This window comes from Alistipes sp. Marseille-P5061 (assembly GCF_900290115.1).
GTDB classification, from domain to species: domain Bacteria; phylum Bacteroidota; class Bacteroidia; order Bacteroidales; family Rikenellaceae; genus Alistipes; species Alistipes excrementigallinarum.
The window spans coordinates 769,212-783,366 of record NZ_LT985749.1; the positions used below are offsets into that span (position 1 = coordinate 769,212).

The window sequence follows — 14,155 nt, forward strand, 5'->3', positions numbered from 1 at the left end:
CGTCAGATGGGGATAAGAGGCAGGGGCGGAGACGGGATGCGGGGGCGCCCAAGGAGAACGGGCGGGCACGAGGCAGGCAGGAGCGGACGGGCGTCACTTCACCTTGTCGAGCGGCAGGCGGGGGTGGGTGCCGAGGCGGCGGAAGGCGCTTGGCGTGAGGCCCGTTTCGCGGCGGAACTGCGCGCTCAGATGGGCCACGCTCGAGTAGTGGAGCAGGTCGGCTATTTCGCCCACGGTGAGCTCCCCCTCGGAGAGCAGCTCCTTGACCCGCTCGATTTTCTGGGCAATGCAGTAACGCTCGATGGTGGTGCCGCACGCCTCGGTGAAGAGCTTGCTCAGCAGGCTGTAGTCGGCATGGCAGCGGCGGGCGAGGTAGTCCGAGAGGTTGACGCGGGCGGCCGAGGCGTCGTAGTGGACCAGTTCGATGACGGCCGTGCGGATTTGCTCGACCAGCCGCTCGCGCGGGTCGTCGAGCAGTTCGAAGCCGCACTCCTCCAGCGCCCTGCGCACCTCGTCGCGCCGGGCGGCGGGCAGCGGTTCGGCCAGCTCGGCCTCGCCCAGCTCCACGCGCACGGGGTGCAGCCCCAGCCGCTCGAGCAGCCGGGTGACCACCATCACGCAGCGGTCGCAGACCATGTTCTTGATAGGAAGGATATGCGTTTCGTCCATCGTTTCGTGGCACCACCCGCCAGGGAGGCGGCCCTCCGTACAAAGATACGTTTTTTTCGACACACCGCACCGGCTGTACCCGCCGGAATGCACCGCCCCGGAGACATCGCACCGGTTGCGCCGGCTTCGGGAAGATGCTGCCGGCTGCGTCGGCTTCGGGAAGGGGTCGCCGCGCCCTACGGCATGAGCAGCGACGAGTCGCCGTAGCTCAGGAAGCGGAAGTCGTGCTTCAGGGCGTAGTCGTAAATCCGCCGCCAGTCGTCGCCCACGAAGGCCGAGACGAGCAGCAGCAGCGTCGACTTGGGCTGGTGGAAGTTGGTGACCATGCGGCTCACAATCCGGAAGTGGTAGTCGAGCGGCGTAATCATAATCCGGGTGGCCGCCTTGATGCGGTCGACGCCCCGGGCATCCATCCACCCGAGCAGCGTCTCGAGCGCCTCGCGCCCCGTGAAGGAGGCGGGGATGTCGTAGAGCTCCCACTGCCCGATGACCCGGTCGGCATCGGGCTCCCCTCCGCAGCGGATGCGCCACGCCAGGGCCGGCAGCGACTCGAGCGTCCGCACCGAGGTGGTCCCCACGGCGGTGATGTCGCCCCAGCGGTCGAGCAGCCGGGCGACGGTCGTCCGCCGCACCTCGAAGTGCTCGGTATGCATCGGGTGACGCGCCGCATCGTCGTCCTTGACCGGCAGAAAGGTCCCCGCCCCGACGTGGAGCGTCACCTCCTCGAACTCGAAGCCCCGGGCCTTCATCCGCCCGATGAGCTCCTCCGTAAAGTGCAGCCCGGCGGTGGGGGCGGCCACCGACCCCTCGAACTTCGAGTAGACGGTCTGGTAGCGCGTGTTGTCAATCTCCTCGCTCTCGCGGTTCAGGTAGGGCGGTATGGGGATGCGGCCCAGCGTCTCGAGCAGCTGTCCGAAGGTCATGTCGGCCGACCACTCGAAGCGCACCCGCTGCTCGCGGCCCCCCTCTCCCACGCGCCAGGCGCGCAGGTACTCGGCGCGGCCCTCGTGGTCGAAGTTGATTTCGACGTACCCCTCCTTCCACTTCTTGAGGTTGCCCACGATGCACGACCACTCGCAGCTCCCCTTCACGGCGAAGGCGCGCTCGTAGTCGGCCGGCTCGCAGGGCTCCAGGCAAAAGACCTCGATGCGAGCTCCCGAGGGTTTGTGCATGATGATGCGGGCGCGGATGACCTTCGTGTTGTTGAAGACCAGCAGCTGCCCGGCGGGGAGCACCTCGCCGATATCGGCGAAGCGGCGCTCCGAAATCTCGCCGCCGCGGTAGACCAGCAGCTTCGAGGCGCTCCGCTCCTCAAGCGGGAACTTGGCGATGCGCTCCTCGGGCAGGTCGTAGTCGTAGCGGTTGATGTCGATATGTCGTTCCATGGCGGTCGTGTTTCTCTCGGATTCGGGGGCAAAGATATTAAAAAGATGGTGAAAGAGATACAAAAGAGGGGCATCGGAGGGTGCTCCGGCCCCGCAAAAGGGGGACAAAGCGCCCCGCCGCACACGATTCGACGACCGGATGGAGGGCATTCCCGATATTTTTTGTAATTCTGGAAAACTTCTGTTAGTACCTTATACAAAGGACTTTGGGATAATTACCCGTTTTTGAGGTAATGACTTGGCAACGGTACAATCTGCTGCGTTCTACCTTGAATTGCTTTCAAGTAACTCGTTTCTGTGTACAAAAATAATAGAATAGTCCGATGCACACAAGGTACATCAAAGAAAAAGTTCGACTATTTTTTTAGTTTGTTTAATCGCATTACAATCGAAGTTTGACTTCTACCCATTTTGTTTGCAATATATTTGACACTTTTACCTTCATTGTGCAGTTTCAATAAAAATTGGTCTGCACTTCTTGTCCATCTTTTATTGGCGTTAGGGTGCTTTACATAGCTTTCTTCTGACACCTTTTCGGGGTGCAAGAATTCATCCACAAATACAGACGGGAAACGCTTATCGTATAATACAAGCGTTTTTATCTTAGCCCTTGTTATTGCAACATAGAATAATCTTCTTTCTTCTCCGTATGGGAATTGGTCGCTCTTAGTGAGCACATAGTTAAGCACAGGGTCGTCACTCACCTGTGATGGGAAACCGTATGTATCTTTATTGCATTGTAAGAGTATTACATAATTCGCTTCAAGACCTTTTGACTTATGTACGGTTAAAAACTCTATTTTTCGTCCTCCTATCACATAGTAGAATCTATTACCCTCTTTAATTGATTGGTACATAAAAGAGAGGTAGTAATCATCAAAAGAGTAACGCCCCAATAGGAATATTGATTTATCCGATGGAATAGAAGCTACAAGTTGCCCTATCGTATTGCAGTAATCTCGTCTATCATAAGCATAGAATTCCAACTCGGTTCTCATTTCTGAGCTGAACGAATGGATATTCTTTTGTATTTGGGCTTTATTGCGTTGTATAAAGTTCGACGATAAAGAAACCAAAGGCTCTCCAAATCTGTATGTCGTTTCAATCTTGTTTATCTCCGTTGTTCCAAAATATTCGGGGAATTGATTGAATAGAGCCATATCACTTCCCGAAAAACGATAAATAGACTGCCAATCATCACCCACACAATACAACTTTGCAGGAGGATTACCCTCTCGCAATACTTTCAAGAAGTTGTAACGGTCAACAGAAATATCTTGAAACTCATCCACTATGATATAATCATATTCAACAGGGTGTGAAGTACGACATATCTCAGTGGCTTGAAGAATAGCATCGGTAAAATCAATTTGGTTACTATCGCTTAACGCATTTATGTAGCGTTCATATACAGGTTGAAATATATTCTTGATGATAAACACACTTCGTTCATCATCTGCATTTTTGGCTTGTTTCAAAACCTCTTTAACTGATTTACAACTTGATTTTACCAATGTAACGAAAGTAACAACAAGTCGTATAAACGCCTTTTCCTGCTTGCTGCCTTTGGGTAGTACTAAATCGTATAACTCCTCATCGGTCTTTTCTTGAATTGGTACACCTGCTTCAGTTAATAGTTTACGGAGTTTATCCCTAATATCAGAATAATGAAAATCTGCACTTGATGTTACTAAAAGTTGTGTGCCAAATTTCTCGTGAGCAGTTTTCTTCCAAGTTATACCATCATTGTATTTCTGATTGGCTTCTTCGTAGGTTATACCCTTATCTTTTGCGAACCAAGCAGGAACAAGCCCGTGTTCATCAACTCCGAAATGTTCAAGATAGATGCGTTTGGTTACTCCTCCTTGCTTAAAATATATTGAGAAGTCGGGACGATATTGTGAGTGCATCTCATCTGCTAATTGATGTTCGTATGGTTCTTCATATCTGAATTTCACTCCCAGCGAGGACAAAGCAAAACATATTTTTTGTTCTTGTTCACTTCTCACATATATGGCTCTGCCGTCCATATCGGGAAACATCGCCTTTAGCTGCACATTCTTTAGTCCTGATAATTGCTCCCGTCTTTCATTCTTGCGTTGTTCCCAATCAGCTTCATTCGTTTGGTAATCAATAAAGTATTCCACTATACTTTTCTTGAAAGACGATTTATCTAACAATTTGTGATATATATCTACAAACAATGAATCTGTATTGTCGCAAATAGATGGTTTTGTACCTGTCGTTTTGCCTATAATATCAATGGCTAACTTATGGAATGTGTAGCCTTTCAATCCATTGGTCGCCATTCTTTCGGTTAGTTCGGCTGCTGCTTTGTTGGTATAACTGATAAGTAAAATTCTTTCAGGTGCTATACCCTTGATTTCGGTGAGATATTTAACCTTACCGACAATTGAAGAGGTTTTACCACTACCTGCACTGCTGACTACTAAACAATTATCCTCTTCTGAAACAATTGAGCGTCTTTGTTGCTTGTCTAATGGGTATTTTAGGCAATGGTCAAAAAAGTCCCTGTGCGTGTCAAGTAGAAAGGTTATAACACCATCATTGTGTTGTTTTACAAGTTTGTTGATTCTTCCAAAGTCGTTAATGAATTTGGATATGGTTTCTGATGGAGTGATGTTAAAGGCTTCAAGTTTCTTCAGAAGTGAATATGCCTCTTGGAAATGCACCTTATAATGATTGATGAAATCTTTTTCTTGCGTTGCGGAGATTACCCTGCCATAAAAGCCATTATTTAAGTCTGAGGGAATATCTATAAACGCCCCCTCCTTAAGAGCCGATAATCTCTCTTTTGCTTGCTCATAATTTGATTTCTCGCTATATGCAGATATATGGTTTAGCTTTTCTGCAAGCTCTTTGGATTTGTTTTTTAGGCGTGTTCGTACCATCGCTATTACAATAACCGAAATAGCAATTATACAAATTACCCAAATGAACAATGGCTGCATATTGGAAGTAATATTTATCTGAATCTTTCAATCCATCTATAATCATCACCCTTAGTACTCCACTGAAATTTCCACATATCACCTGTATTATCGTTTATAAGATAGTATTGATACATACTTGTCAGTGGCTGAATAGAGAATATACACCTTTCGTTATTTTCTACTAATTCGTATTTATTTATAGGAATACAAAATAGGTTGTCTAAATCTTGTGTACTATATTGAACTTGCCATAGTCGTCCATTATATGAGTCCAACAATATAAATGTCCACATGTTTTCAGTGGCAAACATCTGAAATCTATTAGTCCAATTTGACGACTTCTCAGGATATGCAAGAGAAAATATGTTGATTGTGCATGCAAACATGTAATCCTCACCCTTGACACTAAACTGGACTTGCCAATTCTTACCTGTATATGTATCAAGCATTATGAATGTCCACATATTCTGTGTTTCATAAAGGCGAAATCGTCCTTCTTTATCTCCTAAAATTTCTCTCGCACTACAAATTTCCCAAGACTGACCATCATCTTGAATTTGTTGTACTTCGCCTGTCATTGTATTTAAGCGAAGTTGATTATGATAGTTCCGAGTCTTATACATTTTATAGACTTGAGCATATGATGTAGAAGCTATAACCATTAAAGCGAATAATACGAAAAGCTTTTTCATAATTCTGTTATGTTATTATTTGACAATTAACGGATTCATGTACCAGACACATTTTGAATAAGTCGCATACATAGGATACTAAATATCCTCTAAATCTTTTTGAATTTTAGTTTCTACATTTTGAGAATCACGATAACGAATCATTACCATACCCTCATAAAAACCAGAAGTCTTTTCTATCGATAATTCAATGTTTCCTCCTGTTACCTCCCAAGCACTACCCCAAACAACAGTTCCTTGATGAACTTCTGCCATTAAAGCTGTATTGGAATCCAAATGGGCAGGGTTCTTCTCTTTTGAAATAGTCGGATTGCCATATTTTCGGGTGTATAAATCTTTATAATAGTTATAAGTATTAACAAGCGTATTCCATTCACCACTTGGGTCAAACAACACAGCTACGGCAAATACACTTTTCCCATCATCTGTAGCTGTTACACCTATAGTTGCATTACGACCTGTAAAGTCTCCCATAAACAATGCAAGATTGTTTTCACTGCCAATAGAAGTGAATCCTTTAGCTTTTAACTTCTGACAAAATTCAGTCATACTTCCCTCAATGGGAATTCCCTTAAAGGTAAGGTGTTCGGAACTACTTTGAGCATACGATGTCAAAGCAATTAAAACAAATGCGAATGATACAATCAACTTCTTCATAATTTGTTGAATTCAAATCACAGAGAAGTGAATAGACAGTATTACCCGACAGAGCAACTACGACAAAGCAATGCCATCAAAAAAAATGACAGCACACACAAAGCATAGACTGATTGTCTTGCCCTAAAAGATTGATTGGAATTTATTCAGGACTGCCTATCACTTAGATAGAAGTCCAAGGTCTGCTGAAATACATAATTCAAAAATTGAAATTGCTTGACTGCAAATTTAGTAACTTTGCTTGACAAATTAACGAGAAAGAAGAGAAAATGAAAGCCGACCGCATAACATCACCTATACGCAAGCAGGGGGTTCGTGCTTCGTAAGACAGGAAAGTGGTAAATTTAAAGTTCAGTTCATCGTAGGTAGCTTAGTGGTAAAAATCCCTGCCTGCGTATAGCTGCAAACCGTTATGCGGCAGCTTAAAAAAAGACGACACCAAACCAAAAAAATCATCTTGACAACCACCCGACTTTGAACTACGAAGGATGAAATTTTTCAGGGACAACTTCCAGCATTTCCAAAAAACAGTTTAACCATTGACTTGGAGACAAACAAACAATTTGAGCATTAAGGTTTAAACCGAATTTTTCCGAAATTGACCTGACCTGACTTTTCCTGAAAATCGACTTTAAAGCTGTTTTTACAGATAAATCAGGTTTCTCTAACAGACAGGAAATAAATGCTAAGTATTTGGCTTTAAACTTAAAATCAAAAAATAAGTGTTTTCTTTTAATGTTTAACAGGGCTGATTTGACAGTTGGCGGTGGCAAGAAACTTTCAGGACCTACCTCATAGACAAGTTTCAAATCAAAAAAAGTATGATAGAAAACGGTATATGGATTGTAAAGCTTCCTCGAAAATAACTTTTGTGTAGGTTCTAATTGAAGGACAATGGAACCTCCCAGAAAATTTCCAAGACTCTCAAACATCAGGATTTTGAAAATATCGGAAGTAATGCCATAAGGAATATTTGACACCACTTTGAAAGGAAATTTCGGAACTGCAAAATTCCTAAAATCACAACCGACAACTTGAACATTTCGGGCATCAGAAAATAATTTTCGTAAATGTTCAACCAAAGCTGTGTCGTTTTCAATAGCAACAACATTGTTGGCGATTTTTAATAAATGAACAGTAAGAAACCCCTTGCCTGCCCCAATATCTAAAACCGTATCCTGATTACTTATATTTGCTTGTCTTATTGCATCTTTTATTAGCACTTTATCAATAGTAAAGTGCTGACCCGTAAAACGAACGGGCAATTTCTTTTTTGTCATTAGTAACTTCTTACAGGTGAATACTTGTATTATATTTAATAAACATTTTAGTCCAACCTACGAAAAAGCGTGAACTACAAAGCCACACTCTTACTTGAAGGTCGTAGGAAACCATAGATGCAGATGTAACAATAGTAGCCCACGCTATATGCGTGAGAACCACTATGCTATCCTTGCATCTAATTGAAAATTTCCTACGTTTTCAAGTACAAGATAAGCATAACGCTTCTTCTTAATTCTAATATGTTTTGGAAAGAGTAGCCTCAATCCAATACAAAAGTATGAAAAATCCGTGATATACCATTCTACTATCACGGATTTTTTTGATTTACAGTTTCATACTTCTATTCTGTCTTGGCTTCGGTATTCCGATGGCTTCTCTAAACTCATTCATCTTCTTTCTGAACCAGTTCACGTGAGAAACCCCGTCTATCTTGAAATCGAATTTACCGTTTTCATCCTGTTTGATAGAGCAGACGGAGTGTCGGGTATCAAAACTTCGGTTAAATTCGGAAGAATAGAGTTCGCCTTTTATCCCGACCTCCTTGAACTCGCATAGTCTTCTGATTATTCCGTCATTGAACTTCAATCGGTCACGCAGGAAGTTTATTATAGGCATCAGCTTCTCCACATATGGAAAGTAGCGTCTGACAAAATCCGCAAACTCCGACAGCTTGCGGTGCTGTTGCTCGTAAGCGTTTCTTATCTCCTGTATCTGCTTGGCTTGTTGCCGTTCCCGTTGTCGGGCTTCGTTTTCAAGTTCAAGGATGCGGTCTTGCAAATCCTCGTTCCTGCGCTCCAACGATTTCATCTTTCCACTTCCGAAAAGAGAGCCCACACTGCTTGCAAGGGCGGTTGCCGTATCGGTGGCTGCGTTTTTGAGCTTGTCGGTACGGATTTCCGCTTTCACCTGCTTCAGTTCCTCCTGCGCCTCGGCTTTCTTCTCCTGCAACAGTCTGGTTTCAGTTTCGAGGACTTCATTCTTCTTTTTCAAGTCCCTATAATACTGCATGGTGGTGGTGTGCCGTGCTTCCGAACCCCGTACCCCACGCTGCAATCCGTATTTCGCCATCACCCTTGCGTAATTGTCGTGGTAGGCGACCAAGGTCTGGCGGTTGAACAGGTCATCGGCACACAAGCGGACGGAATTTGTTTTCTTGCGGTACTTGCGCTTACCGTCCGTTTGCTCTTTCTTGGCTTTGCGCCTTTCACCCGTCACGATGGGAACAACGGCTGCGTGGATGTGCGGAGTCTTCTCGTCCATGTGCAGATGTGCGGCAACCACATTGTCTTTGCCGAATGTGGCTTGCAGCCATTGGATGCTGTCGTTGCACCATTCATCGAGTTCTCCTTTTTCCTGTATGTTCATCATGTCCTCGTGCGTACCCGACAAAACCACCCGAACGACACGGACTTGGTCGTGTGTGATTTTCCGTCTGATGCCTGCCGTGTTCAGTCTGTGGGCAATCGCTTCATCCCTGCCGTGAACGCCATCGGGGTATTCGACAAGCACCCTGTTCAGATGTGTCCTTGTCGGGTCTGCGTTTTTAGGTATTATCTTTCTCTCTATATGGTCGGACTGCGTGGTGTCCGATGTACCCTTTGCTTTCTTAATGTCCAATGAAAAATATCCCATTTTATTTCTATTTTGCGGTTATCGTTATGTTTCTTCTCTCTGCCTGTGGCATCGGCTCACAGGGTTTATTATGCAAATGAACCCTTGCTGCACTCGGCATAATCCAAACGAGTTTGGCTTCTGCTCTCGTTTGCACAGGGTTTCCAAAGGGATTTCCCTTTGGCTCGATAGGGCGTTTTTAGCGTTACGGAGTAATGCGTGAAGAAAACGCCCTATTGAGCTATGGTATTTCTGTCTAAATACCTTTCGGAAAGCAGACGAGCACATTACAGATGAAATCCCCCTTTCTTTTTCGGTGGCTGCATCATCCGCCTTGCGGATTGGACTTGCTTCTTCTCCTTTATCGGCTCTGCCGATTGGGACAAGGGCTTACCGCACAGGTAGTCGTTCAAGTCCTTATACTCACGATAGTACATTGACTTGTCAAGCAGCCGTTCCCCAAACTTCTCTTTCAGCTTCTTGCAAGTGTTCCGTCCTGCCGTGTCGTTGTCAAGGAAACAGCCGACTTGGGTGTAGGTCTCCAATATGCTTTCCGCTTTTGCAAGATTGGAAACGGAGTTCAATATGATATAGTCCTGTGTGTCCAATCGCGGGTGTTGCGGATTGTTTTCTACTCGGATGGTAAGGAATGAAAGGTAATCCATGAACCCCTCGAACAGGTAACACATACATCGTTGTCCGCCCTGCTGTCGGATATGGGTGATATCTTTCGGGGCGACACATCCCTTGAAGTATCTGTTGCGCACTTCATATCCTCCTGCCATGTTCGGAAAGCCGATGGCAAAATAGGGTTTGTCGGCATTCATAAACCGAAGCTCCCTGCATTCTCTTTTGGCAAGTCCGATGTTTATTCCCCTTTCTTGCAGATAGGCTATAAGAGCAGGGGAGGACAATTCTCCAACCTTTAATCCCTGATAAGTACGATTGTCGGAATGCTGTCTGCCAAAAGAGAACGATGCAGGGCGGATGTATGCTGTCCGCTCCTCTATGCGTCTCAACAGATAGGCTACATCTTCCGAACGGTAGAGTTCCGCTGCCAATGCGAGGATGTTTCCGCCTTTGCCGATGCCGAAGTCATACCATTTTTCAAGCTCGGTGTTTACCTTGAACGATGCGTCCGTTTCTTCCCGTAACGGTGATTTGTACCACAGATTCCTGCCTTGTTGCTTTACAGGCGTATAGCCCAGACTTTGCAGATAGTCCGCCAGTTTGATTTGCTTTACATCTTGGATTGTCATATTACATACGGTTTTGAAGTTGATGAAAATTTGTTGATTTGATGAATTGTCAATGTAATATGTTTATATACAGCCTCGTAACCTCTCAACATCTTCTCAACAAACCGCTCGCCAAAAGAGAAATCCACAAACGGGTGTCGGTGGTCTCTCAACTTCTCTTTTGGCTTGTTGAGATTTTGTTGAGAATGTATATCGTTTATTGTCAGTGTATTTATACCCATATTCAACAATTCAACAGAAAAATGATAGTATTACAGGGATTCGAGTTGCTTCCTTGTGACGGTGTAGAAGCGTCCCACCCTCTTTATCGGCTCATAGTGACAACTTCTGTTGTAATTGCCCTGATAGGTGGTGTAGGTAAGCCCGTTTGGTGCAGGTGTCAGTTTCCAGCACTCCTGCACCACCTTACGCACTTGGTGCTTTTCCGCCTTTACCTGCGAGTGCACCAGCAGTACGACAAGGTCGTTAAGGCAGAATGAAACGCTATCCACATCCATTGCAACCATAATGTCAAGCAGCAGTTCCGACATCTCTATCTCCAGCCGATTGCGGTTGCTACGGATAATCTTCTGCAAGGCTTCTGTATGCAGCAATGTGGGGTTGAACCACATCCGGCTTTCCTTTTCGGTGGACAGTTTTCTGTGTTGCAGGAAATGGAGAAAGGCGGGTATCTCCGCTTTCAGCTTTTGCAGGAAGTCGGTATCATCGGACTGCAAGCGGTCTATCTTGCGCACCCAATAGCGTGTTTCCCCTGCGTCTATGATTACGGGCAGATGCTCGTTGTTGGAACACAGCACGAATTTGGCGAAGAACGCAATCTCATCACGGTCTTTGCCTTTGGCTTCCACCTTATAGGAAAGTGTGGTGCTGAGGTTCTTCAACCGCTCGCTATCCTCCCTGCGGTTGAGCAGCACCTCATCCACCACGATAAGGAGCTTGCCAGCCCAGTCGGAATTGAACTGGCTGCGGAAATCCTCGTTGGTGTTGAAAGTCACATTGTTCTGAAAAAGGGCTTTCAGAAAGTTCAGGAAGGTGCTTTTGCCCGTGTTGCGTTCTTCCGACACCAACAGCAGGATAGGCAACTTCTGAATTGGTTGCAGGTAGAGCAGTTGCAGATAGTCCATCCCCAACTCGTACTGTTCCCCGAAGATGTGCCGTACCAAAGATTGGATATGCGATAAATCGCCCTCCTGCGGTCGGTGGTCTATCGGTTCGTAGAGGTTAAGGAACTTGCCGACCACGGAACGGTAGCCGATGTGTTCGGGTACTGTGCAGAAGCCGTCATACTTGGGAACTCTGCCGATGTAATCCTTGCCGTAATCCTGTCGCAGGGTCTCGTTGTTCCATGCGATGCGTTTCCTTATATACCCTCCGTTCAGTTTGGGCTGCTCCACAATCTTATAGAGCGTTGTCCCCACTCGGATAAACTCTTCCTTTGCCATGCCGCCATCCGATGGCGGTCTGTGGCTGTCCTGTTGTTCGATAGCTGACATAATCAAATGGTTTTAAGTTTGAAAATTACCAGCTGCAAAAATATAATCAATTATCGGATAGGTTGTTATGCAAAACACGGCAGAATGGTGACAAATAGCCCCCGAAACAAAAACTTTCAATGGTTTGGGACAGGAAACGGGTTGTGCAAACGGAAAACTCCCGAAAAGCGAATGTCGGATTACGCTTTTCGGGAGAAAAAATCAGAGCGTCTGTCGTACTGACTTAATGAATTACTGACTTACCGAGTGAATTATGTCAGGCATTCAGCTACGAGAAGTATTCGGATTTGGATATACCGTTGGTATTCAGCGAGAAGAAGATGCTTGTTTTCTCTTTTCGCAGGTACAGTATTTCAAGAACGGCATTGCGTACCCGTTCCGCTCCGAATGTGCCGATATGGAAAGCGAGGGTAACTATCGCTTCAAGGTTGTAAACCTCCATACAGCAATTATCGGATACCCGTATGCTTCGCCTTATCCCGTATTCCCTTAAAACTCCGCTCTTGCAAAGAGCCTTCAGCCCTGCACGGAATGTCGGGGCGGTTACTCCGAACAGGTCGCAAAGTTCCCATTCGCTCATGGCGGTTGCGCTAATGTCGGTCGGCATGATGATGTTGCCGTTACCGTCTGTTGTTATGATGCTTCGTTTCATGGCTATGCTTGGTTATGGGGTTACACTTCCGAACGATGCGTTCAGCTTGTTGCCGAACATCGTCAGGTCATTGTCAAGTTTCTGCGTGGTTATCTTCGCATAGATTTGAGTCGTGACAATGTTCGTGTGTCCCAGAACACGGCTCACGCTTTCAATGGGCATCCCCTTGCTAAGAGCCAGTGTTCCAAACGTATGACGAGCGCAATGGTAGGAGATTTGCTTCTCTATTCCGCATTCCGCCATTACCTTTTTCAGCTGTTTGCACATCGTCCAATAGTTGATTTTCCCGAAAACCAGCTTGTCTTCCGACAGATACTTGTACCGTTCGATTATCTGCAAGGGAATATCCAGCAGCTTCACTTGGAACGGGACATTTGTCTTGTGCCGTTTCGACAATATCCATTTCTCACCATTCACCTCCACTATTTCATCCGTTGTGAGTTCTTTCATATCCACGAAAGACAAGGCGGTGAAACAGGCGAAAATAAACAGATCCCGCACCAATGCGAGGGTGGGGTTGTCAAACTCGTGCGCCATGATTCTTTTGATTTCGTCCTCTGTCAGATACTCCCGTTCCTTAACATTCGGGCTGATATGGAACTGCGCAAACGGATTTCTCGGTATCAGTCCGTTATAGTGCGCACGCATGACCACCCCTTTCAGCCACATGCAGTTCAGCCAGATGGTGGCGTTTTTCAGTCCCCGTTCAGCCGTAAGATAAGCCGCAAACTCCTTGATGAAGTCGGGTGTAAGTTCCAGCATGGACATGTCCGTCCGTCTGTAGAATGACTTGATAAAGGCTGCGACATAGTTCCTTGCCCTTACCATGACCTTGTACGTGCCGATGCTGCGGTCTTTACCGACACGTTTCAGGAAGTTGGCGCAATCCTTGTCAAAAGCCTTTATCAGTGTCTCATACTCGCTTCCTACCCCTTGGTAGGCATTGCGCACCATTTCAGCCGTTACGTATGCCTCTCGGTCGGATATGCGCTGATAGTGCTTGATGATTTGCGCCTTGATGTTGTCCAATGCCAGATTGACGTTCCGTGCTTCGGCACTCTTGCCTTTGGCTCGGTTGCCTTTCGCATCCCAAAGGGTTTTCGGGATGGTCTGCTTGCAGCTGAACTGTGCCACAGTACCGTTGATTGTCACTCGTCCCATGATGGGGACAATACCGTCTTTCTCCTTGCTGCCGTTCACGTAGAACAGCACTTTGAATGTACTTCTTGCCATACTCGTTTTTTTTTTGTTTGCAAAGTTAAATATCAACGAGTTAGACCTTGATATGCAAATCGGTGACAAACGGTGCAATAGCATCTCCCATATGTTAAATCTTACTCTTTCACGGGTAATGATTTGCAAACCATTCTTCTTCTTAAATCCGCTTTTCTTTGCGTTTTCCGCTTTTTCGGCTTGTCATCATTTGACACCGTAACAACTCTGATATTAAGTCGTTTAGTGTCATTTCACCCGTTTTTCGAGGTTATTCCAGAGATTTT

The 14,155-nt window shown here is 45.9% G+C and carries 11 protein-coding genes; all 11 read right to left on the bottom strand.

Going from position 1 to position 14,155, the window contains the following annotated elements:
- Nucleotides 1-93 precede the first annotated feature (93 nt).
- Nucleotides 94-669 carry a helix-turn-helix domain-containing protein gene (locus C8267_RS06975; RefSeq protein ID WP_106634155.1) on the bottom strand — a complete coding sequence of 192 codons (576 nt, stop codon included), beginning with the start codon at nt 667-669 and terminating at the stop codon, nt 94-96.
- A 176-nt stretch (nt 670-845) separates the two neighbouring features.
- Nucleotides 846-2,054: an S-adenosylmethionine:tRNA ribosyltransferase-isomerase gene (locus C8267_RS06980; protein ID WP_106634156.1), complete on the bottom strand. Its 1,209-nt coding sequence runs from the start codon at nt 2,052-2,054 to the stop codon at nt 846-848.
- A gap of 356 nt (nt 2,055-2,410) precedes the next feature.
- Nucleotides 2,411-5,026 (bottom strand): UvrD-helicase domain-containing protein, encoded by a 2,616-nt coding sequence (locus tag C8267_RS06985; RefSeq protein ID WP_072541799.1) that lies wholly within the window; start codon nt 5,024-5,026, stop codon nt 2,411-2,413.
- A gap of 14 nt (nt 5,027-5,040) precedes the next feature.
- The gene (locus C8267_RS06990; RefSeq protein ID WP_106634157.1) at nt 5,041-5,700 is read right to left on the bottom strand and encodes a hypothetical protein; all 660 of its coding nucleotides are present in this window, start codon (nt 5,698-5,700) and stop codon (nt 5,041-5,043) included.
- A gap of 78 nt (nt 5,701-5,778) precedes the next feature.
- The gene (locus C8267_RS06995; RefSeq protein ID WP_072541797.1) at nt 5,779-6,357 is read right to left on the bottom strand and encodes a hypothetical protein; all 579 of its coding nucleotides are present in this window, start codon (nt 6,355-6,357) and stop codon (nt 5,779-5,781) included.
- Nucleotides 6,358-6,836: 479 nt separating this feature from the next.
- A complete protein-coding gene (erm(F), locus tag C8267_RS07000; RefSeq protein WP_002682030.1) occupies nt 6,837-7,637 on the bottom strand; it encodes a 23S rRNA (adenine(2058)-N(6))-methyltransferase Erm(F) in 801 nt (266 codons plus the stop codon).
- 328 nt (nt 7,638-7,965) lie between these two features.
- Nucleotides 7,966-9,273, bottom strand: a complete 1,308-nt coding sequence (gene mobV / locus C8267_RS07010; protein WP_007855989.1) for a MobV family relaxase — start codon at nt 9,271-9,273, stop codon at nt 7,966-7,968.
- Between the two features lie 266 nt (nt 9,274-9,539).
- Nucleotides 9,540-10,511 (bottom strand): toprim domain-containing protein, encoded by a 972-nt coding sequence (locus C8267_RS07015; protein ID WP_007855988.1) that lies wholly within the window; start codon nt 10,509-10,511, stop codon nt 9,540-9,542.
- A 251-nt stretch (nt 10,512-10,762) separates the two neighbouring features.
- Nucleotides 10,763-12,004, bottom strand: a complete 1,242-nt coding sequence (locus tag C8267_RS07025; protein ID WP_007855986.1) for a primase-helicase family protein — start codon at nt 12,002-12,004, stop codon at nt 10,763-10,765.
- Nucleotides 12,005-12,272: 268 nt separating this feature from the next.
- Nucleotides 12,273-12,656 carry a hypothetical protein gene (locus C8267_RS07030; protein ID WP_013617184.1) on the bottom strand — a complete coding sequence of 128 codons (384 nt, stop codon included), beginning with the start codon at nt 12,654-12,656 and terminating at the stop codon, nt 12,273-12,275.
- Nucleotides 12,657-12,668: 12 nt separating this feature from the next.
- Nucleotides 12,669-13,889, bottom strand: a complete 1,221-nt coding sequence (locus C8267_RS07035) for a site-specific integrase (protein WP_007855984.1) — start codon at nt 13,887-13,889, stop codon at nt 12,669-12,671.
- Between the last annotated feature and the right edge of the window lie 266 nt (nt 13,890-14,155).